At 61.4% G+C, this 21,952-nt stretch carries 28 protein-coding genes; 10 read left to right on the forward strand and 18 right to left on the reverse strand.

Annotation, left to right across the window (positions count from 1 at the left end; genetic code table 11):
- Positions 1-158: 158 nt before the first annotated feature.
- Entirely contained in the window at positions 159-659 is a 501-nt protein-coding gene (locus AC1D2N_RS16370) for a hypothetical protein (protein ID WP_130652098.1), read from the forward strand.
- A gap of 76 nt (positions 660-735) precedes the next feature.
- Here AC1D2N_RS16370 and AC1D2N_RS16375 read toward each other — a convergent pair whose 3' ends face one another.
- The gene (locus tag AC1D2N_RS16375) at positions 736-867 is read right to left on the reverse strand and encodes a hypothetical protein (RefSeq protein ID WP_281032795.1); all 132 of its coding nucleotides are present in this window, start codon (positions 865-867) and stop codon (positions 736-738) included.
- 57 nt (positions 868-924) lie between these two features.
- On the opposite strand from AC1D2N_RS16375, the gene AC1D2N_RS16380 reads away from it, so the two are divergent.
- Complete coding sequence (locus AC1D2N_RS16380; RefSeq protein ID WP_130652099.1) at positions 925-2,292, forward strand: aspartate aminotransferase family protein; 1,368 nt, start codon at positions 925-927, stop codon at positions 2,290-2,292.
- Positions 2,293-2,298: 6 nt separating this feature from the next.
- Here AC1D2N_RS16380 and AC1D2N_RS16385 read toward each other — a convergent pair whose 3' ends face one another.
- The 4 genes from AC1D2N_RS16385 to AC1D2N_RS16400 form a co-directional block, all read right to left on the reverse strand.
- Positions 2,299-3,786: an ArnT family glycosyltransferase gene (locus tag AC1D2N_RS16385; protein ID WP_130652100.1), complete on the reverse strand. Its 1,488-nt coding sequence runs from the start codon at positions 3,784-3,786 to the stop codon at positions 2,299-2,301.
- Between the two features lies 1 nt (position 3,787).
- The gene (locus AC1D2N_RS16390; protein ID WP_130652101.1) at positions 3,788-5,287 is read right to left on the reverse strand and encodes a glycosyltransferase family 39 protein; all 1,500 of its coding nucleotides are present in this window, start codon (positions 5,285-5,287) and stop codon (positions 3,788-3,790) included.
- A gap of 12 nt (positions 5,288-5,299) precedes the next feature.
- Positions 5,300-6,316 (reverse strand): glycosyltransferase family 2 protein, encoded by a 1,017-nt coding sequence (locus AC1D2N_RS16395; RefSeq protein ID WP_018241359.1) that lies wholly within the window; start codon positions 6,314-6,316, stop codon positions 5,300-5,302.
- A gap of 137 nt (positions 6,317-6,453) precedes the next feature.
- Positions 6,454-7,947 (reverse strand): ArnT family glycosyltransferase, encoded by a 1,494-nt coding sequence (locus tag AC1D2N_RS16400; protein ID WP_130652102.1) that lies wholly within the window; start codon positions 7,945-7,947, stop codon positions 6,454-6,456.
- A gap of 180 nt (positions 7,948-8,127) precedes the next feature.
- Here AC1D2N_RS16400 and AC1D2N_RS16405 point away from each other — a divergent pair, with 180 nt between their 5' ends.
- Complete coding sequence (locus AC1D2N_RS16405) at positions 8,128-9,090, forward strand: lysylphosphatidylglycerol synthase domain-containing protein (protein ID WP_130652103.1); 963 nt, start codon at positions 8,128-8,130, stop codon at positions 9,088-9,090.
- Here the strand turns inward: AC1D2N_RS16405 and AC1D2N_RS16410 are convergent.
- The 4 genes from AC1D2N_RS16410 to AC1D2N_RS16425 are packed head-to-tail and all read right to left on the reverse strand — an operon-like array spanning position 9,058 to position 11,401.
- The gene (locus tag AC1D2N_RS16410) at positions 9,058-10,299 is read right to left on the reverse strand and encodes an RNA polymerase sigma factor (RefSeq protein ID WP_130652104.1); all 1,242 of its coding nucleotides are present in this window, start codon (positions 10,297-10,299) and stop codon (positions 9,058-9,060) included. The two genes, AC1D2N_RS16405 and AC1D2N_RS16410, sit on opposite strands and share 33 nt — an antisense overlap.
- Positions 10,300-10,308: 9 nt before the next feature.
- The gene (locus tag AC1D2N_RS16415; RefSeq protein WP_130652105.1) at positions 10,309-10,668 is read right to left on the reverse strand and encodes a YciI family protein; all 360 of its coding nucleotides are present in this window, start codon (positions 10,666-10,668) and stop codon (positions 10,309-10,311) included.
- Between the two features lie 3 nt (positions 10,669-10,671).
- Complete coding sequence (locus AC1D2N_RS16420) at positions 10,672-11,031, reverse strand: YciI family protein (RefSeq protein WP_130652106.1); 360 nt, start codon at positions 11,029-11,031, stop codon at positions 10,672-10,674.
- A 10-nt stretch (positions 11,032-11,041) separates the two neighbouring features.
- Positions 11,042-11,401 (reverse strand): YciI family protein, encoded by a 360-nt coding sequence (locus AC1D2N_RS16425; protein WP_018447352.1) that lies wholly within the window; start codon positions 11,399-11,401, stop codon positions 11,042-11,044.
- A 155-nt stretch (positions 11,402-11,556) separates the two neighbouring features.
- Here AC1D2N_RS16425 and AC1D2N_RS16430 point away from each other — a divergent pair, with 155 nt between their 5' ends.
- Entirely contained in the window at positions 11,557-11,772 is a 216-nt protein-coding gene (locus AC1D2N_RS16430; protein ID WP_233942126.1) for a hypothetical protein, read from the forward strand.
- A 9-nt stretch (positions 11,773-11,781) separates the two neighbouring features.
- Here AC1D2N_RS16430 and AC1D2N_RS16435 read toward each other — a convergent pair whose 3' ends face one another.
- From AC1D2N_RS16435 to AC1D2N_RS16445, 3 genes are all read right to left on the reverse strand, one after another.
- Positions 11,782-13,284 (reverse strand): AMP nucleosidase, encoded by a 1,503-nt coding sequence (locus AC1D2N_RS16435; RefSeq protein ID WP_026230822.1) that lies wholly within the window; start codon positions 13,282-13,284, stop codon positions 11,782-11,784.
- Positions 13,285-13,371: 87 nt separating this feature from the next.
- The gene (locus AC1D2N_RS16440) at positions 13,372-13,551 is read right to left on the reverse strand and encodes a hypothetical protein (protein ID WP_018241368.1); all 180 of its coding nucleotides are present in this window, start codon (positions 13,549-13,551) and stop codon (positions 13,372-13,374) included.
- A gap of 269 nt (positions 13,552-13,820) precedes the next feature.
- Positions 13,821-14,159, reverse strand: a complete 339-nt coding sequence (locus tag AC1D2N_RS16445; RefSeq protein WP_003558027.1) for a DUF2147 domain-containing protein — start codon at positions 14,157-14,159, stop codon at positions 13,821-13,823.
- A gap of 443 nt (positions 14,160-14,602) precedes the next feature.
- Between AC1D2N_RS16445 and AC1D2N_RS16450 the strand changes: the two genes are divergently transcribed.
- A complete protein-coding gene (locus AC1D2N_RS16450) occupies positions 14,603-14,869 on the forward strand; it encodes an SEL1-like repeat protein (protein WP_018241371.1) in 267 nt (88 codons plus the stop codon).
- A gap of 124 nt (positions 14,870-14,993) precedes the next feature.
- Here the strand turns inward: AC1D2N_RS16450 and AC1D2N_RS16455 are convergent, their stop codons facing one another.
- The 3 genes from AC1D2N_RS16455 to AC1D2N_RS16465 all read right to left on the reverse strand — a co-directional run bounded on the left by AC1D2N_RS16455 (position 14,994) and on the right by AC1D2N_RS16465 (position 17,242).
- Positions 14,994-16,109, reverse strand: coding sequence for a pyridoxal phosphate-dependent aminotransferase (locus tag AC1D2N_RS16455; protein WP_130652108.1), 1,116 nt, complete (start codon positions 16,107-16,109; stop codon positions 14,994-14,996).
- A 95-nt stretch (positions 16,110-16,204) separates the two neighbouring features.
- On the reverse strand, positions 16,205-16,606 hold the full coding sequence (locus AC1D2N_RS16460; protein WP_003578226.1) for a pilus protein PilZ: 402 nt from the start codon (positions 16,604-16,606) through the stop codon (positions 16,205-16,207).
- A gap of 234 nt (positions 16,607-16,840) precedes the next feature.
- A complete protein-coding gene (locus AC1D2N_RS16465) occupies positions 16,841-17,242 on the reverse strand; it encodes a DUF2177 family protein (protein ID WP_028734296.1) in 402 nt (133 codons plus the stop codon).
- 162 nt (positions 17,243-17,404) lie between these two features.
- Here AC1D2N_RS16465 and AC1D2N_RS16470 point away from each other — a divergent pair, with 162 nt between their 5' ends.
- Positions 17,405-17,851 (forward strand): baeRF12 domain-containing protein, encoded by a 447-nt coding sequence (locus tag AC1D2N_RS16470; RefSeq protein WP_026188334.1) that lies wholly within the window; start codon positions 17,405-17,407, stop codon positions 17,849-17,851.
- Between the two features lie 64 nt (positions 17,852-17,915).
- Here AC1D2N_RS16470 and AC1D2N_RS16475 read toward each other — a convergent pair whose 3' ends face one another.
- Entirely contained in the window at positions 17,916-18,782 is an 867-nt protein-coding gene (locus tag AC1D2N_RS16475; RefSeq protein WP_130652109.1) for a LysR family transcriptional regulator, read from the reverse strand.
- Between the two features lie 91 nt (positions 18,783-18,873).
- On the opposite strand from AC1D2N_RS16475, the gene AC1D2N_RS16480 reads away from it, so the two are divergent.
- Entirely contained in the window at positions 18,874-19,137 is a 264-nt protein-coding gene (locus AC1D2N_RS16480) for a hypothetical protein (protein WP_128405626.1), read from the forward strand.
- Here the strand turns inward: AC1D2N_RS16480 and AC1D2N_RS16485 are convergent.
- Positions 19,088-19,420 carry a hypothetical protein gene (locus tag AC1D2N_RS16485; protein WP_003558042.1) on the reverse strand — a complete coding sequence of 111 codons (333 nt, stop codon included), beginning with the start codon at positions 19,418-19,420 and terminating at the stop codon, positions 19,088-19,090. The two genes, AC1D2N_RS16480 and AC1D2N_RS16485, sit on opposite strands and share 50 nt — an antisense overlap.
- A 63-nt stretch (positions 19,421-19,483) precedes the next feature.
- Between AC1D2N_RS16485 and AC1D2N_RS16490 the strand changes: the two genes are divergently transcribed.
- The 3 genes from AC1D2N_RS16490 to AC1D2N_RS16500 all read left to right on the forward strand — a co-directional run bounded on the left by AC1D2N_RS16490 (position 19,484) and on the right by AC1D2N_RS16500 (position 21,669).
- Entirely contained in the window at positions 19,484-19,675 is a 192-nt protein-coding gene (locus AC1D2N_RS16490; RefSeq protein WP_130652110.1) for a hypothetical protein, read from the forward strand.
- A 100-nt stretch (positions 19,676-19,775) separates the two neighbouring features.
- Entirely contained in the window at positions 19,776-20,216 is a 441-nt protein-coding gene (locus tag AC1D2N_RS16495) for a glyoxalase superfamily protein (RefSeq protein ID WP_130652111.1), read from the forward strand.
- An 85-nt stretch (positions 20,217-20,301) separates the two neighbouring features.
- Positions 20,302-21,669 carry an MATE family efflux transporter gene (locus AC1D2N_RS16500; RefSeq protein WP_130652112.1) on the forward strand — a complete coding sequence of 456 codons (1,368 nt, stop codon included), beginning with the start codon at positions 20,302-20,304 and terminating at the stop codon, positions 21,667-21,669.
- 95 nt (positions 21,670-21,764) lie between these two features.
- Here AC1D2N_RS16500 and AC1D2N_RS16505 read toward each other — a convergent pair whose 3' ends face one another.
- Positions 21,765-21,926 (reverse strand): hypothetical protein, encoded by a 162-nt coding sequence (locus tag AC1D2N_RS16505; protein WP_018447363.1) that lies wholly within the window; start codon positions 21,924-21,926, stop codon positions 21,765-21,767.
- Positions 21,927-21,952 lie beyond the last annotated feature (26 nt).

Raw genomic sequence — 21,952 nt, forward strand, 5'->3', positions numbered from 1 at the left:
TAGTCGCAAAAAAGCGACAGATGCGGTCTTCGACGGAATGCGACAGTATGATAAAACGCCTGCTATCTAAAGTAGGCATCATCTGCCCCGTGACTCCTTGAGTGGAAATCAATCAACGTCGCCTATCCTGCTCGTCAGGTCAAAGGATGGAACGCCGTATGCGGATCGCTATTTTCACGCTGATGCGACTCGGGCCATCGCTGACTTACGCGACAGCATCGATCTTCGTTCTCAGCATACCGCTCCTGGAAAGCCACCCCTCAAGTGCCTTCGCCTGGTGGCTTTACATGACGATACTTCCGGTCATGCGCGAGCCGATCTATCTGCTTTTGGCGGTACCCGGCGTTGGAATTTGGAGCGCCACGGTCCTGTTGATGCTGGCATCGATTTTCGGGGTTCGTGTGGCCATGCAGCCGCAAAGACACCACCGTTCAGGCTTCATCCATGCCCATATCGCGCTGATCGCGACCGGTCTAACCATGGGGCGGGCAGCCGTTGGCCAGGCCGGCCTTTCCGAGTTTGCGCTGCCTCAATTTCAACGAGGCGACTGGTCGTTCCTGCCGCTATCCCAACCGCTTGGGACCTTCCTTTTCATATCCGTGTTTTTGGCTTGCATCTGCAGCCACTTAACAGTCATCAAGCGTGCAATATCGGCGTGATGGAAAAGGGTTGAACCGCCCGCCGGAGGCGCGGCAAGACGTACCTCGAGTTGCGGCAGCGCAGGCAATACCGGCTCTAGCCAAGGCGCAGGAGAAGCCGAAGCTTGGCGCAGCCGCCTTGAAGATTTTCGGTTTCGCCCGGATCGCCGCCATCGGCCTTGCTGTCCATCCTGTCGCTTGCCATGACCTTGAAAATCCTCCGGGACAAGGCCAAGCTCCCATCCCATCGACATCAGCCTTTCAATCCGCGAGGGTCTTTACCACCATGCCCGATACCTACCCACCCTCGAACCTGGCGGCGATCGACGCCGCACACCACCTGCATCCCTTCGCCGACATGAAGAAGCTGAATGCCGAGGGAACGCGCATTATCCAGCGCGGCGAGGGCGTCCACATCTTCGACAATCACGGCAGGAAATATCTCGACGGCTTCGCCGGCCTCTGGTGCGTCAATATCGGCTATGGCCGCCGGGAGATCACGGATGCGGTCGCAAGGCAGATGAACGAGCTGCCCTATTACAACACCTTCTTCGGCACGACCTCGGCGCCGGCGACCCTGCTTGCGCAAAAGGTCACCTCCCATGCCGGCCAGCGTTTCAACCACATATTCTTCACCGGCTCCGGCTCTGAGGCGAACGACACCTGGTTTCGCATGGCACGTGTCTATTGGAGCGCCGTCGGCAAGCCGTCGAAGAAGATCGTGATATCGAGGAAGAACGGTTATCACGGCTCCACCGTCGCCGGCGCCAGTCTCGGCGGCATGAAATACATGCACGAGCAGGGCGATCTGCCGATACCTGGTATCGTCCATATCGGCCAGCCCTATTGGTACGGCGAGGGGGGCGATCTCACGCCCGCCGAATTCGGTCTGAACGTCGCCCGCGAGCTCGAAGCGAAGATCGATGAGCTGGGCGAGGAGAATGTCGCAGCCTTCGTCGCCGAGCCGGTGCAGGGGGCGGCCGGCGTCATCATCCCACCGGAAACCTACTGGCCGGAGATCGATCGCATCTGCAAGGCGCGCAATATCCTGCTGGTGACCGACGAGGTGATCTGCGGTTTCGGCCGGCTGGGCGCCTGGTTCGGCCACCAGCATTTCGGCGTCGAGCCCGATCTGGCGCCGATCGCCAAGGGGCTTTCCTCCGGTTACCTGCCGATCGGCGGCGTGCTCGTCAGCGACCGCATTGCCGATGTGCTGATCAACGAGGTCGGCGACTTCAATCATGGATTCACCTATTCCGGCCACCCGGTCTGCGCCACCGCCGCACTCGAGAACCTGCGCATCATCGAAGAGGAAAGACTGGTCGAACGGGTGCGCGATGATATCGGACCCTATTTCGGCAAGGCCTGGGCAGCACTTGCCGAACATGATCTGGTCGGCGAAGCTGTCAGCATCGGCCTGATGGGCGGCTTGCAGCTTGCCGCGGAGAAAGGCACGCGCACCCGCTATGCCAAGCCCGATCAGGTCGGTGCGCTGGTTCGCAACCACGCGCTGGCGAACGGCCTCGTGCTGCGCGCCACCGGCGACCGCATGCTCGCCTCGCCGCCGCTTATCATCAGCCACGCAGAGGTGGACGAGATGGCGAGGATCACCCGACTGGCGCTGGATTTGGCCTGGAAGGAGCTGAAATCCTGATTTCGCTCAGCCCGGCTGATTGACCCAGGCATAGCCGAAACGGTAGCTGTCGCCGCCGCGCCGATAGAAATAGGGCACGTCGATCACCGACGCCTGCGGTGCGGACGCGCCGAGATTGGCCTGCAGCCATTCAGCCATATCAGGCGGAAGCGCTTCGCTTCCCCCCTTCTGCGGGAGGAGCCACACGAGGAGAAGCGGTCGCCGACCCGCAAGATCCGGGTGGAAGCCGGGATAATCCGCGGAGAGGACCGGCACGCCGGGAATATCCTGCCTGAGATTGCCGGCGAGCAGGCTGTCCCCGGCAAGGACCGCCGCCGGTTCGGCCTGCTTGCGCAAGATTTCCAGCATGCCGGCATAGGGCCTGTTCAGCCGCTCGTAATGGCCGGTGAAGCGTGCAGTCGCGACGCTTCCGTAAAGGGCGGCCGGCACACCGATCATGATGACGGTGACGATGGGCATAAAACGCCGGAACGCCCTGTCTGTCGCGACGCCTGCTGCCTCGATCTTCAGGCAGAAATAGAGCGGCAGGATGAAGAGCATCGGCACTAGCCAGCGATCCTTGATGCCGGCCGCGCCGCCGAAGACGATCAGAAGCAGAATGCCGGCCAAGAAGACGAGCATCATCCGCTCGAGCAGCCGCGTCCATTCCGAACCGGAGCCGAGTGCCGGACGAAGGCTCCTGCCGAAGACGAGCGTGAATACCGCCACGGTCAATCCGGCAAAGCTGATGATGGCGAGAGCCAGTGAACTGACGCCCATGGCCACCTGGGTGAGATAGCTCGCATGGCCGCTCGCGGTCATCTTCTCCAGGGTGCGTGCGGTGGCGAAATCGAGATTGTCCTTCAGCCAGAAGAGATGCGGCAGGATGATGACGAGCGCCACCGCCGCCGTCAGCATCAGCCGCCAGTCGAAGATCCGCGGCCGCAGGCGCGCATCCGAAAGCGCGGCAATCAGGGCTGCCGCGGGCAAGATCGCGAAATTATATTTAGCAAGCAGGCCGAAACCGATGCCGATGCCGGCGATGAGATAGGAGGCGAGGCTCGGCTGCTTCAGGCTGCGGATGAAGCCGTAGAAGAAGATGCTGGCCGAGAAGAACACGGCGACCGTATGCGTCAGGTCGCGCTGCATCTCGAAAGCAATCTGCGGGATCGTCAGCAGCCCGAGCGTGGTGATCGCCACCAGCGCCTTGTCGCGCAGGATAAGCCGCGCGGTCAGGCCGTAGAGCACGTAGGAGCTGAACAGCAGTAGGTTCTTCACCACCGAAAGGGCGGTTAGCGAGACACCGGCGAACTGGAAGACGGTGTATTGCAGCCAGTTGTAGAAGGGCGGCTGCGGGCCGTAGCCGGCGGCAAGCCATTGCGAGCGGAAGACCTGTTCGGCCTCGTCGAGATCGAGAGAATGCGAGGTTGCGAGCCGCACGCCGACCTGAAGCACGAAATAGGCCGCCAGCAGGGCAAAGATCCAACTGATGTCGCGACGGTTGCTCTCGGTCATTCTATTTGCTCTCCGGCCGAACCCAGGCGTAACCGAGCGCGAAATTGTCGCCCTGGCGGCCGAAATAATAGGGAAGCGACAGCGAGCCGATCTCCTGCAGCGCGATGCCGGCCGCCGTCAGCGCTGATGAAAACCGCTCCGGCATGATCGCATCGGCAGCCGTCGCCGTTTTCTTGCCGCGCCAGACGATGAGCACCGGCCCCTTGGCCTCGGCATAGGCCGGAATGCCCGGTGCCGGAAAATCCGGGATCACCACCGGCACATCGGGAAATTGCAGCCGCATATTTCCGCCGATATAGGGGTCGGAAGCGATCACAAGTGCGGGTTGCGCCTGTCGCGTCATCTCGCGCGAAAAACCCGCCATCGGCACATTCGGCCGGCTGTAGGTGCCGATCAGCCCGGCGCCGACGACTCGAAAACCGAGGGCGATCAGCACGCAGGCCATCAGCACCGGCAGCACCGGTCGGAAGCGGCGCAGCCCGGCGGAAAGGTCAAGCCCGGCCGCCTGCATCTTCGCCAGGAAATAGATCGGCAACACCAGCAGGAACGGGTCGAGCCAGCGCTCGCGAACCGTGGTGGAGCCGGTGAAAAGCACGATGAGAGCAATGCCGGCGAGACTTGCGAGCATCATCCGCTCCATCATCCCAGTCCAACGGTTGCCCGCCGAAAGCGCCCGGACAAAATCCCGGCGAAAGGTGGCGGCGAAGATCAGCACCGGCAGCGCCGCAAAGGCGATGATGGCGACGAGAAAGGCGACAAGGCCTTTGCCGACCCGCACGGCGCCGGCCGGTTCGCTGCCGGCGGCCATCTTGACCAGAGTGTCGGAGGAGGCGAATGCGAGATTGCCCTGCAGCCAGACCGCGTGCGGCAGAACGATGACGAGCGCGACAGTGATCGCCGCCAGCATGCGCCAGTCGAGCGCCCTGCGCCGCCATTCGGCATCGGGCAGGATGGCCATCAAAGCGACGACAGGCATCAGTGCGAAATTATATTTCGAGATCAGCCCGATGCCGGTCGCAAGCCCGAGCAGGAGATAGCTGCCGATATCGGGCCGGTCGAGCGTGCGGAAGAAGCCGTAGAGAAACAGCGAGCTGGCAAAGAGCAGCGCCGTCGTGTGGGTCAGGTCCTGCTGGGCCATGTAGGAGACTTGGGGCAGGGTGATCAGCGCCAGCATAGCGACGGCGGCAAGCGCCTGATCCTTCAGCGCCCGCCGCCCGGCGAGGCCGTAGAAGAGATAGGATAGGAACAGCAGGATGTTCTTCGGGACAACAAGCGCGCCGATCGACATGCCCGCCACCGAAACGACGGCATATTGCATCCAGTTGTAGAAGGGGGGCTGTGGGCCGTAGCCGGCCAGCAGATATTGCGAGAAGAAGGACTGCTCGGCCTCGTCGAGCTCCAGCGAATGCGGAAGCGCGATGCGCAGCGCGATGTTGAGCACGAAATAGGCTGCAAGCAGCAGGCCTGCGGTTCTGATCGTGCTCGTCACGCGCTCCAGCATCGTGCTGCCGGCTTAGGCTTGGCTTTGATCGTCGAAGATCTGCCGCACGATGTAGTTCGGAGAGGCGTCGTCGCGATAATAGGTGCGCGCGATCATTTCCGCCAGGATGCCGGTGGTGATCATCTGCACCGACGACAGCAGCAGCACGACGCCGACCATCAGCATCGGGCGCGTGCCGATATCGTTGCCCATGATGAACTTGTCGAAGCCGAGATAGAGCAGGATCAGCATGGCGAGCGCGCCGAGACCTAGGCCGAGCGAACCGAAGAAATGCCCCGGCCGCGCCTTGTAGCGCATGAAGAACATCACCGACAGCAGGTCGAGGATGACGCGGAAGGTGCGCGAAATGCCGTATTTCGAAACACCGTGCTCGCGGGCATGGTGGGTGACGGCCATCTCGCCGATGCGCGAGCTCGGAACGACACCGGCGACCCAGGCCGGGATGAAGCGGTGCATCTCGCCCATCAGCTTCACCTGCTTGATGATCGAGGCACGGTAGATTTTCAGGCTGCAGCCGTAATCGTGGAGCTTGACGCCGGTGATGCGGCCGATCAGATAGTTGGCGCACCAGGAGGGGATCTTGCGCAAGAACAGACCATCCTTGCGGTTCTTGCGCCAGCCGACCAAGAGGTCGAGTTCACGCCGTTCCAGCTCGGAGACCATCGAAGGAATGTCCTTCGGATCGTTCTGCAGGTCGCCGTCCATCGTCGCGATCAGGCGGCCCTGGGCCGTGTCGATGCCGGCCTGCATGGCGGCAGTCTGACCGAAGTTGCGCTGCAACTCGACGATCCTGAGCGCCAGCCCCTCGCGTCCGACGTACTTGCGGGCGTTGACGAGCGTCGCATCCGTGCTGCCGTCATCGACGAGGATCAGCTCCCAGCGATGGGGGTAGCTAACCATCGCAGCCACGACACGCTCGATGAGCGGGCCGACGCTTTCCTCTTCGTTGAAAATGGGTACGACCAGCGACAGCTCGAGCGATTGTACCGGGTCATTCGTACCGCGAATGGGCTCTACCGTTGTCTGCAACTTTCATCTCCAAAAGGCCGGACGGCCGAGCAATCTTTAATGCTGCCGCCGCACTTGCGGAAGGCTACTACATGAAGTGTCCGCCGGTTGCCAGCGGGCAATGCCGGTTTCCCGCAATCGGCTGATCTGCCTGGGCGCTATTTCGCGCCGCCTTCCACCCAGGAGTAACCAATGGAGAAGCTGCGTTTGCCGTCACCGAAGAGATAGGGCAGCGTCAGCGTCTTCAACTCTTGCAGATGAATGCCCGATTGGACGAGGTCATTGGCGAAACCGGGGGAAATTGTTGGATCATCTGCGGTCTCGCCGCGCCAGATAACCAGCACCGGCCCCTTCGCGTCCGCATATTCGGGAACCCCTGGACCGGGGAAGAACGGGATCACGACGGGAACATCGGGAAACTCCAGCCGCATGTTGCCGGCCACGAACTTGGTTCCCGCCACGATGAGAACCGGCTTGCGGGTCGCGGTCAATTCAGCCACGTAACCGGAAAAGGGTACGTTCGTTCTTGTATAAGTGCCGATGTATTGAATGCCGACGATCCGGAAGAGAAGGATCGACAGGATGACGACCATGAAGACCGGCAGCACGGGCCGGAAGCGCGCAAGACCGGCGGAAAGATCGAGACCTGCGGTTTCCAGTTTCAGGAAAAGATAGATCAGAAGGACGAGCAGGCATGGGTCGAGCCAGCGCTCGTGGATATCGCTGGCGCCGGCGAAGAGGACCACGCCGACGAAGGCGAGTAGGCTGATGATCATCATCCGCTCGATCACCCGGATCATCGGGCTGGAAGAGGAGAGCGCGCGAAGGAAGTCGCGCCGGAAAGCGGCCGCGATGAGAACGATCGGCAATGCGACGAAGCCGAGGACGGCGATGATGAGAGACAGCAGTCCTTGCCCGATGCGGGGGAGGCCGGCCGGGGCCAGGTGTTCGGCGGTCATCCGCTCCAGCGTCGGCGCAGACGCGCTGGCGAGATTGTCGGGCAGCCAGAGCGCATGCGGCAGCACGATCAGAATGGCAAGGACGGCCGCCGGCAGCAAACGCCAGTCGATGAGACGGCTGCGCCATTCCCGGTCCGGCAGCACGGCAATGAGGGCGGCAAATGGCAGGATGGCGAAATTATACTTCGAGATGAGCCCGATGCCGGTGGCGATGCCGATGAGGAGGTAGCTCCCGATCGTCGGCTGGCGCAGCGTGCGGAAAAAACCGAAGAGGAAGAGCGAGGTCGCAAACAGCAGGGCAACCGTATGGGTCAGTTCGCGCTGCGCCATCAGGCCAACCTGCGGCAGGGTAATCAGGCTCAGCATGGCGACGGCTGCGAGCGAACGGCTCTTCAGCACCTCGCGGGCAGCAAGCCCGTAGAAGAGATAGCAGCCGAAGAGAATGATGTTCTTAGGCACCGAGAGCACCCACATCGATATGCCGGTCACCGAAACGATGGCATATTGGATCCAGTTGTAGAAGGGCGGCTGCGGACCGTAGCCGGCAAGCAGATATTGCGAGTAGAAGGACTGCTCCGCCTCGTCGAGATCGAGCGTATGCGGCAAGGCGATGCGAAGCGCGATGTTCAGCAGGAAATAGGCTGCCAGAAAAATGCTTGCGCTGGTAATGCTTTTGGTAATCCGCTTCAACATCGATCTCCACGTCAAGCCGGCAAGGCGCCATCATTTACCGGTCGGCCGCTCGGATCGTCGGCGTGGAGGCGTTTTCACCACCATCGCCATCACTCCGCCGTTGTGCGCAACCTTCATTTCTCTTAAAAGGCCTGGCGATGGTATCGGCCCATGCCGACCCAAGCGAGGAATGCCTACTACATGAAGACTTCGATCGTTGAAAGCCGGCAATCCTGGTTTATGCGCAATCGCATGACGGTGCTGACGGTCGCCATCGTCGCAGCCTATGGCCTCTTCATCCAATGGTTCTGGGGTTGGCCTGTTATCATCAGGCAGTGGGCCGATGTCGGCGCGGGTCCGGTGATCGGCGCGCTCGTGCTATTGACGAGCACCTATTTCCTGCGCACCTGGCGCATCTATGATTATTTTCCGAACGAAACGGCCGGCCGGTTCGCGGTCCTCTTCCGCGTCACGCAGATCCACAACCTGCTGAACATCATGCTGCCCTTCCGCACCGGCGAGACCAGCTTTCCGCTGCTGATGCGCACCGAATTCGGCATTCCGCTGACGCGCGGAACCTCGGCGCTGTTCGTCATGCGGCTGCTCGACCTGCATGCCCTCCTGGCCGCTGCCGGCATCGGTTTTGCCGTTGCATCAGCCGATCCGGCTGTGGCCTGGTCGCTCTGGACAGCCTTCCTGCTGTTGCCGGTCGCAGCCTTCGCCGCCCGCAAGCCGCTGCTGCGCCTTGCCGCCAAGCTGCTACCGAAGAAAGCGCAGAAATTCGTCGCCGAGATCGAAAACGGCTTGCCGCTCGATGCCATCGCCTTTGCGCGCGCCTGGGCGATGACCATCGTCAACTGGCTGGTGAAGGTGATGGTGCTGGCATGGGCGCTCGGCCTGATGGGCGTGCTGCCAATGGCGGCGAGTTTCGGCGGCGCGCTCGGCGGTGAACTCTCTTCCGTGTTGCCGATGCATGCGCCCGGCGGCGTCGGCACCTATCCGGCCGGCATCACCGCCGGCGCCATCGCCTTGGGAGCATCGAGCGAGCGGCCGGCCCTTGCCGCGCTGGCACAGGCGAGCGTCAATGCCCACCTGCTGATCATCGTCTCGGCGCTGACCGGCACCGCGATCTCACTGCCGCTCGGACGTCGCGGCAAGCTCTGAAATCCGTTTTCTCAGAAACGCCTGCTCCGGCTCCTGCCGGCAGAGCGACAGCGCCGTTTCATAGGCCGCGATCGCCTCTTGCTTCCGGCCGAGACGGCGCAGGAAATCGGCACGTGCCGAATGGGCGAGGTGATAGGCCTGCAGTTCCCGGCGTGCCAGAATGGCATCGACCAGTTCCAGCCCCTTGGCCGGCCCTTCCGCCATCGCGATCGCCACGGCGCGGTTGAGCTCGACGATCGAGGAGGGCTGCGCCGCCAGAAGCAGATCGTAATAGAAGGCAATCCGTCGCCAGTCGGTCTCTTCGGCAGCCGGCGCCTTGGCATGCTCGGCGGCGATCGCCGCCTGCAGCGTATAGGTGCCGACCTCTCCCGTCCGCATTGCTTCTGTGAGCAGCACCAGGCCTTCCGCAATCTTCGCACGGTCCCAGAGCGAGCGGTCCTGATCGGCAAGCAGCACCAGCGATCCCTGCTCGCCGCGGCGGGCGGTGCGACGGGAATCCTGCAGCAGCATCAGCGCCAGCAGGCCGGAGACGTCGGGATGCGGCAGTAGCGCCAGAAGCAGCCGCGCCAGACGTATCGCCTCTGCGGTCAAGTCGGCCCGGACCACGTCTTCACCCGAAGAGGCCGAATAGCCCTCGTTGAAGACCAGGTAGATGACGTGCAGCACCTGGTCGAGCCGCGGCGGCAGCGCCTCGCGGCCCGGCACCTCGTAGGGAATCTTCGCAGCCCGGATCCTGCTCTTGGCGCGCACGATCCGCTGCGCTACCGTCGGCGCCGGAGTGAGGAAGGCGTGGGCGATTTCTTCGGTGGTTAGCCCGCAGATTTCCCTGAGCGCCATCGCCATCTGCGCATCGGCCGGGATGGCCGGATGGCAGCAGGTGAAGATCAGCCGCAGCATGTCGTCCTCGATCGGCCCCATGTCACCGATGTAAGTTGCGTCGGGCGAGTAGAGGCTGTCCTCGATGTGATGCTGTGAAGCATCGAAACGCGCCCGCCGCCGAATCGTGTCGATCGCCTTGAAGCGCCCCGTGGAAACGAGCCAGGCGAAGGGATTGCCGGGAATGCCATCCGTTGGCCATGTCCGGGCCGCCGCGGCGAAGGCGTCGTGAAGCGCTTCCTCCGCCCGGTCGAAATCGCCGAGCAGGCGGATCAGAGTCGCCAGCACCCGGCGCGATTGCGTTCGGTAGATCTCCTCGATGACGCGTTCCAAAAGGGCACCTCAGTCCGGCAGGGTCAGCATTCGCACGGGCCTCAGTTCGACGGCGCCGTAACGTGCCGAAGGGATCCGCCCGGCAATCTCCCTAGCCTTCACCATATCCGGTGCCTCGATGACATAGAAGCCGGCCAAATGCTCCTTCGTCTCGACATAGGGGCCGTCGGTGGCCGACAGCGTGTTGTTCCGAACGCGCAGCACGGTCGCCGTCTCAGGCATCTCCAACGCATCGGCATGGATCATCATGCCGTCGCGGCGCAGTTCCTCGTCGAAGGCGAAATGTGCCCTGATCAGTTCGTCGGTCTCGGCTGAAGTCAGCGTGCCGTCGGTGTCGGCGCAATTGTAGATCAGGCAGATGTAACGCATGGCTCAGCATTCCTCCTTGATCGAATAGGCCGGCCGCACTTCGATGGAGCCGTATCGCGCTACGGGAAAAGTGGCGGCGATATCAGTTGCTTCTTCCATGTCTTTCGCCTCGATCAGCACGAAGCCACCGAGATGCTCCTTGATTTCCGCGAAGGGGCCGTCGGTCGTCGTCACGGCATTGTTGCGGACCCTGACCGTCATGGCCGTCGAAGGTTCGCGTAGCGCCAACGCCACCAGCAGGTGGCCGCTATCGCGTAGCCTGTCGTCGTTGATGATCGAATCCTGCGTCAGCTTTTCGCCGTCCTCGGCTGAAATGGCACTGATCTTTGCGGTGTCGAACCAGACCTGGCAGAGATATTTCATCGCCGTCTCCTCACGCGTCTTTGCCGAAGGAATGAATGGGCCGCACCTCGATCGCGCCGAGCCTGGCGAGCGGGATGCCGGCGGCAATGCGGATCGCTTCGTTGAGATCCTTTGCCTCGATCAGGATGAAGCCGCCCAGCGCCTCCTTCGTCTCGGCGAAGGGACCGTCCGTCACCGACATCTCGCCGTTGCGGACTCGGACAGTCACTGCCGATTTCGGCGACTGCAGCGCCTGGGCGACGATCATATGCCCGCTTTCGACGAGGTCCTTGTCATAGTTCAAGGAATTGGTGTCGAGTTCGGCCTTCTCTTCTTTCGTCATGGCGTCGAGTACCCCGCCATCGAACCAGACCTGACAGAGATATTTCATCGCGGACAGCCTCCTTGTGAGCGTTTCAATAACCCTGGACGACCGAGCTCCACGCATTTCGACAGCGGCGGAAAAAATCTTTGTGCCGGCCGGCTGTCGAAATCGCAAGGCAGCACTCGACAAGGCTTCATCGAAACCTGTCGAGGAGACCTGTAATGAGCATTCTTGAAATCGCCCTGGCAAGCCAGATCTGGGCACGCCGTCGTGAAAAGCGTCAGCTCGTACTCGACGATGCCGATGCGCTGAAGGTTCTTCTGCGCATCGCTTTCGTCTTCGCAGCCTTCACCCTGCTGATATCAGGGCTGAACCTTGTAGCCGGCAGGCCGCAGATGCTGGCCGACGGTTCGGCGCCTGTCGTGACGGGCAGATGAGGAAACGGCCTATTGGAAGGCCGTTTCGAAGAAGCTGCGCAGCTTGCGTGAATGCAGCGCTTCCTTCGGCATGGCGGCAAGCTTCTGGACGGCGCGGATGCCGATCTGCAGATGCTGGTTGACCTGCGTACGGTAGAAGGCCGTTGCCATGCCCGGCAGTTTCAATTCGCCATGCAGCGGCTTGTCGGAGACGCAGAGCAGCGTGCCATAGGGCACGCGGAAGCGGAAGCCGTTGGCGGCGATCGTTGCCGATTCCATGTCGAGTGCGATTGCGCGCGCCTGGGAGAGCCGCTTCACCGGCCCGCGCTGGTCGCGCAGTTCCCAGTTGCGGTTGTCGATCGTGCCGACGGTACCGGTGCGCATGATGCGCTTCAGCTCGAAACCCTCATAGCCGGTGATTTCAGCAACGGCGGCTTCGAGCGCCACCTGCACCTCGGCCAGCGCCGGGATCGGTACCCAGACCGGCAGGTCGTCGTCGAGAACATGGTCCTCGCGCATATAGGCATGGGCCAGAACATAGTCGCCGAGCCGCTGGCTGTTGCGAAGACCGGCGCAGTGGCCGAGCATCAGCCAAGCATGCGGACGCAACACTGCGACGTGGTCGGTGATTGTCTTGGCGTTGGACGGGCCGACGCCGATATTGATCATGGTGATCCCGGCATGGCCCTTCTTCTTTAGATGGTAGGCTGGCATTTGCGGCAGGCGGGTGAGGGCGGCATCCGTTTCCGGTGCCTTCGAGCCGGGCAGGGTGACGACATTGCCGGGCTCGACGAAAGCAGTATAGCCGTCGCCGTCCTCCGCCATCATCTTGCGCGCCCAGCTGCAGAATTCGTCGATATAGAACTGATAGTTCGTGAACAGCACGAAATTCTGGAAATGCTCGGCATGCGTCGCCGTATAATGCGACAATCGGGCGAGCGAGTAGTCGATGCGTTGCGCGGTGAACGGCGCGAGCGGCGAGGGCTCTCCCGGCGGCGGGATATATTCGCCATTGGCGATCTCGTCGTCGGTGGTATTGAGGTCGGGCGTGTCGAAGATATCGCGCATCGGAATGTCGACGAATGCGGTCGTCGATGCTTCCACATGCGCACCCTCGCCGAAGGCGAAGTGCAAGGGGATCGGCGTCGTCGATTCCGAGACGATGACAGGAACATTGTGGCTCTTCATCAAGAGCGCCAGCTGCTCCTTCAGGTAATGCTTGAAGAGCTTCGGCCGGGTGACTGTCGTCGTATAGATGCCGGGTGCCGTGACATGGCCATAGGAAAGCCGCGAATCGACATGGCCGAAGCTTGTTGTCTCGATGCTGACCTGCGGATAAAAAGCGCGGTAGCGCGAGGAGATCGGAGCGCCCTGCGCAAGTTCGGCGAAGCTCTTGATCAGGAACGCCGTATTGCGCTCGTAAAGCGCCATCAGCGTCTCGACCGCCTTGGCGGGATCATCGAAACTCTCAGGCTGGAAAGGTGGTGGAGAGGATATTTCGAGGGGCGACAAAGGGGAGATTCGTTTGTTCATGACGCATTATAGAGAGTTGTTTTTGACAAGCAAACGACGCGCGCCGGCGGATTCCGTTTTTTTATCCTTTTCCGTGTCGGATTCCAGTCATCGCACCGTAGGCGCGCAGAAGGTGCCGTTTCTCTCCAGGCAGGTATAGCTCGCCCCGAAATGCGACTGCGCCCCGCCGCCACCCTGGTGCACCACGACCGCCGAAAACGTGATAGCGAAGATCGCCGCAAACAGCGTGATAATGCTAAAGCGTCTTGCCAGAATATAGATGTTCATCCCCTTGTCCCCGATACGCAACTCTATCGTGACAATAGTTTTGGCATGCGATGGCTGAACGAGTGCTGAGATGCCGGTTCATCAGCCGTTCAGCTTGCCGGGCAGGCTCGGCTAGGTTGCGGGGAGGATTTGAAGGGGTCGCTGGGCGAATTCGACGCCATTCGACTTCGCCGGCTGGCGTAGCGGAGGAGACCGCAAAAGGCTTCGAGGCATGCCGGCGCGCCGGCATGCCTCAGCGTTTGGGATGATCGTTGCGCCTTCTTATGGCCTCAGAGCCGCGTCCAGGTCTGCGATTTGCAAAGGATCTTCATCACGCAGCCCTGCATCCTCAGCGAATTGCCGGAAACCTTGCCCGCGCCGCTATAGGTTTTTTCGGCGGCCGGGTCGGTGATCTCGCCGGCATAGCTGCCGCCGGTTCCCGCCAGTGTGCCGATCTTCCGGCCGGCATATTTACCGGTCTTCAGTGTCACGCAATAACTGCCGCCGCAGGATGCGATCACCGCCGTATCGCCGGCGGCCGTCTTCCAATTGCCTACGATCGGCTCCTCGGCATGCGCGATACCCGCGATCATTGCGATGGCGCCGGCGAGAACGAAGCTGCGGATCATCTTTTCCTCCATGATGTCCTTGATCGCGGCGAAAATAACTGACGCGAACGTAAAGGTAAACAGGGTCAATCGCTATCATGCTGGCCGGCTGAAAAACGCGAGAAAAAGCCGTTCGTCCAGCTTCTAAAGAGATCGCCTGCTGATTTCATGATGAACAATCCCTTTATTTTCAAATCTGAATCTTTCGTAAAATCCGCTCGAAAATCCTTAATTCGCAGGGAGTCCGATGTTTAACGAAAATCCAATTTTACCAAGTGTTTGCACTTTGTTTGTCTCAAATTAATCATGCATTTTAGGCGTTTTTTGAAAGCCGTTTGGCATAGTGAACCCATCAAACGAGCGGGGCAAACCCGCCGGACCGCAAGGGCCGCAAGCCGCGATAGACGGCAAGGCCCAGAGGTAAAACAGGGTAAGTCATAAACAGGCTAACAGGGATAAAACCGATGGCACGCTTTGAAATGCACAATGCTGAAACGGCCACCATGGGTGGCGACAACAGCGCCGATGTCTTCTGCGAAATGGGTCTGATGTATGCGACCGGCCGCGGCTGCGAAGTCGATCTCGTCTCAGCCCACAAATGGCTGAACATCGCCGCAATCAAGGGCAACGATCGCGCCGCCGAGCTTCGTGCCGACGTGGCCGCCGCCATGGACAAGATGCAGCTCGCAGCAGCGCTGCGCGCCGCCCGCGAGTGGATGACGGTTCACTAAGGAATTCGACAAGAGCAGCAATAACAACCTCGGAAAGAGGGAGCTGGCGGGGCGCTTTGGACGGGGCCGACGCCGGGAGAACGGAACCGCGACCGGATCCTCCACCGGCCGCGGTTTTTCCGTTTTATCGGCCGATCTCTTTCAGGACCCGCGGCAGCGTCTCTTCGAGCAACGCCATATCCGCTTCCGGCCCGACGCTGACGCGAATGCATCGATTGAGCGGCGCCACGCCAGGCATGCGGATGAAAACCCCGTGCTCCATCAGCCCGTCGACGATCGCCCTGGCATAAGCGCCGTCGCGGCCGGTGTCGATCGCCACGAAATTCGTGGCCGAGGGCAGGGGCTCAAGACCGTTCGCCCGGGCGATACCGCCGATCCGCTCCCGCGCCGCATGGATTTTCCCGACCACCTCGACGAGATAGGCCTGGTCCTTGAGGGCGGCGAGCGCTGCGGCCGTTGCCAGCCGGTTCATGCCGAAATGATTGCGGATCTTGTCGAAGGCCTGCGCCGTGCCTGCTGTCGAGATCACGTAGCCGGTGCGTGAGCCGGCAAGTCCGTAGGCCTTGGAGAAGGTGCGGGTGCGAACGACGTTCGGCAGCTCGATCAGCGAGGAGATCGACGGCAGTGAACCTGCCGGCCCCGTTTCGCTATAGGCCTCGTCGAGCACCATCAGTGTCGTCTCGGGCAGCGAACGGGCGAAAGCTACGATACTGTCGGCATCCCACCAACTGCCCATCGGATTATCAGGATTGGCGAAATAGACGAGCGGCGCATTCTCGCGCTTGACGGCATCGAGCAGGCCGTCGAGATCCTCGCGGTCGTTTGCGTAGGGAACGGTCACCAGCCGACCGCCGAAACCGGCGACATGGAAATTGAAGGTCGGATAGGCGCCGAGCGAGGTGATGACGGGCGCGCCCGGCTCGATCACCAGCCGGACGATCTGACCGAGCAATTCGTCGATGCCGCTGCCGATGGCGATATTGGCGGACGAGATACCGAGATGGGCTGCAAGCGCTTCCCGGAGCGCGAAGTTCTCCGGATCGTTGTATTTCCAGATATTGCCGGCTTCCTCGCGCATCGCTGCAAACACGGAGGCAGCTGGGCCGAAGCCGTTCTCATTGGCGCCGATGCGCGCCGAAACGGCAAGCCCGCGCTGGCGCTCGATCGCCTCCGGGCCGACGAAAGGGACTGTGGAAGGCAGGGCGCTGGCAAGAGGTGTGAAGCGCGAAAAGGCGGACATGCGACGGCAGTTTCCCGGACATAATGGCAATTGGCGCAACAATAGGCCCGGGTACGGCCAACGCAAGCAAGATTATTTCCGCAACTGCGGCCTGTTCAGGCGCGGAAGATCGGCGCACGCCGGGCGGCAATTGCTTCCATGTTGCCGACGAGGAAATCGGTGCGGACGACGCGGCGCAGAACCTCGGGGTCCATGATGTTGATGAACCGCACCCCGATGCGTTCCTTATGGCGATAGACCTCGGCGCAGCCGATGCGATAGGCGAGGCCAAGAATGTTGAGATAATAGTGCTTTGGCAGGCCGGCCGTGGTCGAGACGACGAAGGTGGCGCCACCCTGGGAGATATCGATGATCTCGGCGCTTCGCATGGAGACGCCTGTGAGGCACGGCCGGACGGCGACGATGCGGGCTGGCCGTTTGACGCTGAATTCTTCCCAGCGCAGGTCGTAGACGGCGGACTTGACCGTGGCAAGGTGTGTAGCGCGGAGCATAGTCATTCACATTCTCCGTCAGTCAGGACGCATTGGGGGTTTATCTCAATCAAGCTGACCTTGATCTCATTCAGCCTGGCTTGATCGAGCAACTGGTCTTGATCCCAACCAAGGTCACATGAATGTTTTGCACATTCGTCAAACATAAAATTACAATTTTAACGATTTCAAACTTTGTTCCCAAGCGGGACGCCTTCATGTTCATTATCGGGACGCGGTTTCCATTCCGAGCCTCCCGTTTCAGCCAAAAAATCTGACGGTAAGATATCCGCCGGCGGCGGTCAGCGCCGTTAGAGCCGTGCCCCAGGCCATGTCGACCAGGCTCATGACGACTGGCCAGTTGCGAAGCGTGGCAAGATTGGTGATGTCATAGGTGCCATAGGCCGCTAGTCCCAGAATGGCACCGTGGAGAAATGCGGTGGCGATCGAGCCTGCCGACAGCGCCGGCAGCACTGCAAGCACAACCACTGCGGCGGCGAAGAACAGGTAGAACAGTGCGCCGACCGCAAGATTGGGCGAGGGCAGCATCAGCGTCCCCAGTTGGTCGCGGTAGAAGTTGCGGGCGATGAGGCCGAGCCATATCCCGTCGCAGATGAGAAGGGTGAGAAAGGCGCCGGCATAGGCGAGCAGTGATGTCTTCATTGTCAATCTCCCGACCTTGGCCTTTCTACGCAGCAAGGACCGGCCGGATCGCCGCCCCGTTCGATTTCGGCGCAATTTTCCCGAACTCTTTCAATGGCCGAGCGTTGTGCCTTGATCGATGAAGCACGGCGCGCTTCGAATAACGACAGCGAGGAGTTGAAGATGACTGATGTCAAAATCCCTTGGGAATCATGGGTCGTGGTCTGCGATGGAGCCAAGGCTCTGATCATGCAGAATGCCGGCGATGCCCAACTGGTGAACCTGAAGGTGCTGGAAACCCTGACGCAGCCGAGCGCGCCGGATCGCGAGATTGGCGCCGATAAGCCTGGCCGAACCCATGCTGCAGACGGACTGAGCGGCAGCGCTGTCGAGGAGACCAGTTGGCAGGATCAGGCCGAAGCCGAATTTCTGAAACAGGTGGCGGGAAAGCTCGACGACTTGGTGCAGGAAAAGAAGGCCCGTCGCATCGTCCTCGTTGCACCGCCGAAGGCGCTTGGCACGCTGCGGCCGGCACTCCGCGCCGATACGCAGGCGGTGATCACCGCGGAAGTGGCGAAAGACTATACCAATATGCCGGTCGACGAGATCGAGCGGCATCTCGCCGCCTGAGCCGGCAAGAGCCTACCTATTAGTGAACGCGGGTCGAATGGCCCGCGTTTCTCATTCCGCCGCGTCAAGCGGACGGTCTCTGCCCAGCAAACAGCTGTTCATGATCGGCAAAGAGCGCCGCCAGACGGTCGATGACGATCCTGACCTCCGGCCGTTGCCGTTCGTCGTCATGCGCAACGATCCACATCTCGTAGGTCAGTTCGTCGATCACTGGCCCGGCGCGGACGAGCCTGCGCTCCTGATCGCCGATGAAACAGGGAAGCACGCCGCGGCCGGCACCGCCGCGGATGAGGTAGAAGAGCATATGTGGCGTGTTCGTCCAGCTGGTGATCCAATAATCCGGCTGCTCGAAAGTCCATTTGTCGGCCGGGGTGACGGCGGTATCGGTGCCGAGCGAGATCCAGTTGCAATTCGTCTCGTCGTAACCGGCCGCCTGATAGGCCGCATGCGCCACCTGGACCGAACGGCGGATGGCGACGTTGCCGCTCTCCGGCCGGCTATGGCCAATGGCGATATGCGCCTCGCGGTAAGTGAAATCGACGCCCGTGTCGCAGGTCTTGTAGCACATGCGGAAGCTATCCTTCGGCGTCCAGACGCTGGACAGATGGTCGGCGATGAAGCGCGAGGTCCAGCTGTCGGCGGCCGTCGAGACGATCGGCAGCGTCAGCACCTCGCCGCGCCAGTCGGAGATCGCACGCGCCGCATCCTGCATCAGCCGGACGCGATCGAGCAACGCCTGCCCGTCCTTGGCCAGCAGATAGCCGGTAGGGCCGCGGTTGAACAGCGATCGGCCCGTCACCCGTTCGAGCGCCAGCATGCGCCGGCCGATCGTCGGCGCGCTGAGCCCGGTGCGGGCCGCCGCCGCCGAAAGCCCGCCGCCTGTCGCAACATGGAAGAAAAGTTGCAGGTCGTCCCAGCTCGCATCTTTCATGGATGAAAACCCCCTTTCCCCAGCGCCTCTACATCGGAAGGGCGCGAAGGCTTAGCTCAAGTGCTCCAGGAAATAGATGGAGGATGAAGCAATGGATCTCAACTGGGTTGTTCTCTTCAGGGAAATCGAAATCCGCAATCGGCGGATCCGCCGCGGTCCCTTGACCGATCCGCTTGCCGACCCGCTTGATCGGCCGGAATGGCGCGGATTTCTCTGGGCCGTTCCGATCATCGCACGTCTCGCCGCAAGACGAAGCGGCGAAACAAAGGCGACGCGCCGCGATGATTCACGGATCGGAAAAAGTCTCAGGTTTCGAAGTTCAATCGCAACACGTGGTGCAGGAATTCCGGATTGATCAGCATGTTGAAGCTGATCGTCACCAACTCGCCTTCGCGTTTGACCACGGTCGCTCCGATCTCGTCATGGATGCCGAGGATTTCGAGGAAGAAATGGCTCGGCATTTCCAGGTTCGGGCTGACTTCGAGCAATGCGCCGGCAAGCGTGATCGTGCGGATCAGGCAGCGCACCTGCGTTCCGGTGCTGAGGTGATGGCCGACGAAGATGATGTTGCCGGGCCTGTCGAGATTGAATTCCCTGTAAGCACGTTCCGGCTTGGGGTGTTCTGTGTCGAGGTGCATCTGAAAGGCCCTTTTAGCCTCCGCTTGTTCTACGACAAGATATTAGCGGAAGAATGCTGACACTTGCTGAAGAACATCGGTAAAATTGAATGCCTCTGGGAAACCTGCGGGAAAATCGCACCGATTTCGTGCAGATTTGCCCCAAAGTTGCGCATTCCCCAGCGCATCCGCGCCATTCTTGACATGTCGGCGGCGTTCGCGCATACAAAGGCCGGTTCGAGGCACCGGCCGCTCGCGGATGAAAATCCATGGTGAAGCCCTCGCGATCATGGTCACGGCCCCTTGTGCATGCTGACTGGCGGCAATGCGAGCTCCCATCCGCAGTCGAAGAGCATGCCTTTCGAAGGCTCACGCCATGACGACGACCTATCCTGCCATTGAAGAATTGAAGGCCCAGGCCAAGCGCCTGCGCCAGGCGATGAATGATCGCGGCACCCCGCTCACCCACAGTGCGGCCCTGGAAATGATTGCACGCCAGCATGGCGCACGCGATTGGAATACGCTCGCAGCCCTGGCGGCAAAGCCCAATACCGCTCCGAAGACGCCGCTCTTCGTCGGCGCGCATATTCGCGGCCGTTATCTCGATCAGCCGTTCACCGGCGAAGTTCTGGCGCTTTCGGCCCTGCCGGGCGGCGATCTGCACAGGATCACCATCCATTTCGACGAGCCGGTGGATGTCGTCACCTTCGAGAGCTTTTCGGCCTTTCGCCAGCGTGTGAACGCGCAGATCGATGCCGACGGCGTCTCGCCGAGGAAGACCTCGAACGGCGTGCCGCATCTGGTGCTCGATCTCTAGATTGTTTTTGTCCTTTTGAGGCCGTCCGGATCCGCATGACTTTTAAGCCGGATCGGACCCTGCCTCATATCGCACGGATTTCTCCATGACCGATCTTTCCCAAGGCAATGCTTTTCTTACCGGCTGGCTGACGGGCGTCTTCATCAAAACGGCGGCACCGATCGTCGCGATCACCACCGTCAGCGGCCTGTTCACCGTCGTCGACGCCTATTTCCTCGGCGCCTATGTCGGCCCAGACGCGCTCTCTGCCGTCAGCCTGATTTTCCCCGGGCTGATGCTGCTGGTCGCTCTGCAATCGTTGGTCTCGAACGGCATGGCGAGTATCCTCGCCCGCCGGCTGGGTGCCGGCAATCGCGATGGGGCATCTCGGGTGTTTGCCGGCGCGCACGCGCTGGCGCTCGCCGTCACCCTCATCCTCAACCTGGTCTACTGGAGCGTGGGCCGGCAGATCATCGGGACCGGTGCTGCCGGCAATGCCACTGTTGCCCATGGCGCGATGCTGTTCATGGGCGCGATGATCGCTTTTGCGCCGATCAGTTTCTTCCTGTCGCTGCATCTCGACGCATTGCGCTGCGAAGGTAAGATCGGCTTCATGACGCTGGTGACGCTGTCGGCCTCGCTGCTCAACATCCTCGCCAATTGGCTGTTCATGGCGGTGATGCATTGGGGCGTGCTCGGTTCGGCGGTCGGCTCCATCGCGTCGCAATTCGTCTGCCTCGCAGCGGTGCTCGCCTATCGCTGGCGCCGGCCGGCGGCACTAAGACCTTTCCCGGGGTTGGCTCTCGCCGAATGGCGCGGCATCGTCGCCTTCGGCGCGCCGATGAGCCTCGGTTTCATCGGCATATCGCTGGCCTCGGCCGCCATTCTAATCAACGTCTCGCTCTGGAGCGCGCATGACTATGTCGCGACGGTGGCCGCCTACGGCATCATCACCCGGATCATGACCTTCACCTATCTGCCGCTGCTCGGACTCAGCATCGCGCTGCAGACGATTGCCGGTAACAATCACGGTGCCGGCCTCGGGCTGCGCGTCGGCCGCAGCCTGCAGATCGCCATGCTCGCAGCACTCGTCTATTGTACCCTGGTGGAGATCACCGTCGAATTGCTGGCTAGCCGCCTCGGTGCGGTCTTCGTCACCGATCCGGCGATCATCGCCGAGGTCAGGCGAATTCTGCCCTGGACGATCGGCGCCTATTTTCTCTTCGGGCAGATGCTGATCCTGTCATCCTATTTCCAGTCGATCGGCGATGCGCCGGGGGCTGCGATCTTCGGCCTGTCGCGGCCCTATCTGCTCACCCTGCCGCTCACCTTCCTGCTGCCCTTCGTCTTCGGCGAACAGGGAATCTGGATGGTGCCGGTCTTTGCCGAGGCAGGCATGTTCATCCTTGCTTTCCTGGTGCTGTCGCAGAACGCGAAACGCCGCGGCTGGCGTTATGGGCTTCTGCCCGTCTAGAGCAATTCCAGTAAAAGTGCGCAGCGGTTTTGTGTCCGGAATTGCGCAAAGAAGGAAAAGCCGCGCTCCGGAGCGCGGCTTTTGTCGATTGTCGGCTATTCCTTGCCATTCGAAGCGGCCGATGTCGCAGCTTCCGCCTCATTCAACGCCTCGGCGCATTCCTGGCAGCAGACTTCGACAGTCTTGCCGCCGAGCTTGACGGTGATGGTCTCCGCGCCGAGTTCGCAGTCGCAGGCAGCGCATGTGGTCTTCTTCATTTGGTGATCCTCCTGTTGGTCGTCCC

Source organism: Rhizobium sp. P1_B8, from assembly GCF_056406515.1.

Coding starts and splice junctions, on each gene's coding strand:
- AC1D2N_RS16370 (WP_130652098.1), top strand. CDS start 159: ATGCGGATCGCTATTTTCACGCTGATGCGACTCGGGCCATCGCTGACT.
- AC1D2N_RS16380 (WP_130652099.1), top strand. CDS start 925: ATGCCCGATACCTACCCACCCTCGAACCTGGCGGCGATCGACGCCGCA.
- AC1D2N_RS16385 (WP_130652100.1), bottom strand. CDS start 3,786: ATGACCGAGAGCAACCGTCGCGACATCAGTTGGATCTTTGCCCTGCTG.
- AC1D2N_RS16390 (WP_130652101.1), bottom strand. CDS start 5,287: ATGCTGGAGCGCGTGACGAGCACGATCAGAACCGCAGGCCTGCTGCTT.
- AC1D2N_RS16400 (WP_130652102.1), bottom strand. CDS start 7,947: ATGTTGAAGCGGATTACCAAAAGCATTACCAGCGCAAGCATTTTTCTG.
- AC1D2N_RS16405 (WP_130652103.1), top strand. CDS start 8,128: ATGAAGACTTCGATCGTTGAAAGCCGGCAATCCTGGTTTATGCGCAAT.
- AC1D2N_RS16415 (WP_130652105.1), bottom strand. CDS start 10,668: ATGCGTTACATCTGCCTGATCTACAATTGCGCCGACACCGACGGCACG.
- AC1D2N_RS16420 (WP_130652106.1), bottom strand. CDS start 11,031: ATGAAATATCTCTGCCAGGTCTGGTTCGACACCGCAAAGATCAGTGCC.
- AC1D2N_RS16425 (WP_018447352.1), bottom strand. CDS start 11,401: ATGAAATATCTCTGTCAGGTCTGGTTCGATGGCGGGGTACTCGACGCC.
- AC1D2N_RS16430 (WP_233942126.1), top strand. CDS start 11,557: ATGAGCATTCTTGAAATCGCCCTGGCAAGCCAGATCTGGGCACGCCGT.
- AC1D2N_RS16435 (WP_026230822.1), bottom strand. CDS start 13,284: ATGAACAAACGAATCTCCCCTTTGTCGCCCCTCGAAATATCCTCTCCA.
- AC1D2N_RS16440 (WP_018241368.1), bottom strand. CDS start 13,551: ATGAACATCTATATTCTGGCAAGACGCTTTAGCATTATCACGCTGTTT.
- AC1D2N_RS16445 (WP_003558027.1), bottom strand. CDS start 14,159: ATGATCCGCAGCTTCGTTCTCGCCGGCGCCATCGCAATGATCGCGGGT.
- AC1D2N_RS16450 (WP_018241371.1), top strand. CDS start 14,603: ATGGCACGCTTTGAAATGCACAATGCTGAAACGGCCACCATGGGTGGC.
- AC1D2N_RS16455 (WP_130652108.1), bottom strand. CDS start 16,109: ATGTCCGCCTTTTCGCGCTTCACACCTCTTGCCAGCGCCCTGCCTTCC.
- AC1D2N_RS16460 (WP_003578226.1), bottom strand. CDS start 16,606: ATGACTATGCTCCGCGCTACACACCTTGCCACGGTCAAGTCCGCCGTC.
- AC1D2N_RS16465 (WP_028734296.1), bottom strand. CDS start 17,242: ATGAAGACATCACTGCTCGCCTATGCCGGCGCCTTTCTCACCCTTCTC.
- AC1D2N_RS16470 (WP_026188334.1), top strand. CDS start 17,405: ATGACTGATGTCAAAATCCCTTGGGAATCATGGGTCGTGGTCTGCGAT.
- AC1D2N_RS16475 (WP_130652109.1), bottom strand. CDS start 18,782: ATGAAAGATGCGAGCTGGGACGACCTGCAACTTTTCTTCCATGTTGCG.
- AC1D2N_RS16480 (WP_128405626.1), top strand. CDS start 18,874: ATGGATCTCAACTGGGTTGTTCTCTTCAGGGAAATCGAAATCCGCAAT.
- AC1D2N_RS16485 (WP_003558042.1), bottom strand. CDS start 19,420: ATGCACCTCGACACAGAACACCCCAAGCCGGAACGTGCTTACAGGGAA.
- AC1D2N_RS16495 (WP_130652111.1), top strand. CDS start 19,776: ATGACGACGACCTATCCTGCCATTGAAGAATTGAAGGCCCAGGCCAAG.
- AC1D2N_RS16500 (WP_130652112.1), top strand. CDS start 20,302: ATGACCGATCTTTCCCAAGGCAATGCTTTTCTTACCGGCTGGCTGACG.
- AC1D2N_RS16505 (WP_018447363.1), bottom strand. CDS start 21,926: ATGAAGAAGACCACATGCGCTGCCTGCGACTGCGAACTCGGCGCGGAG.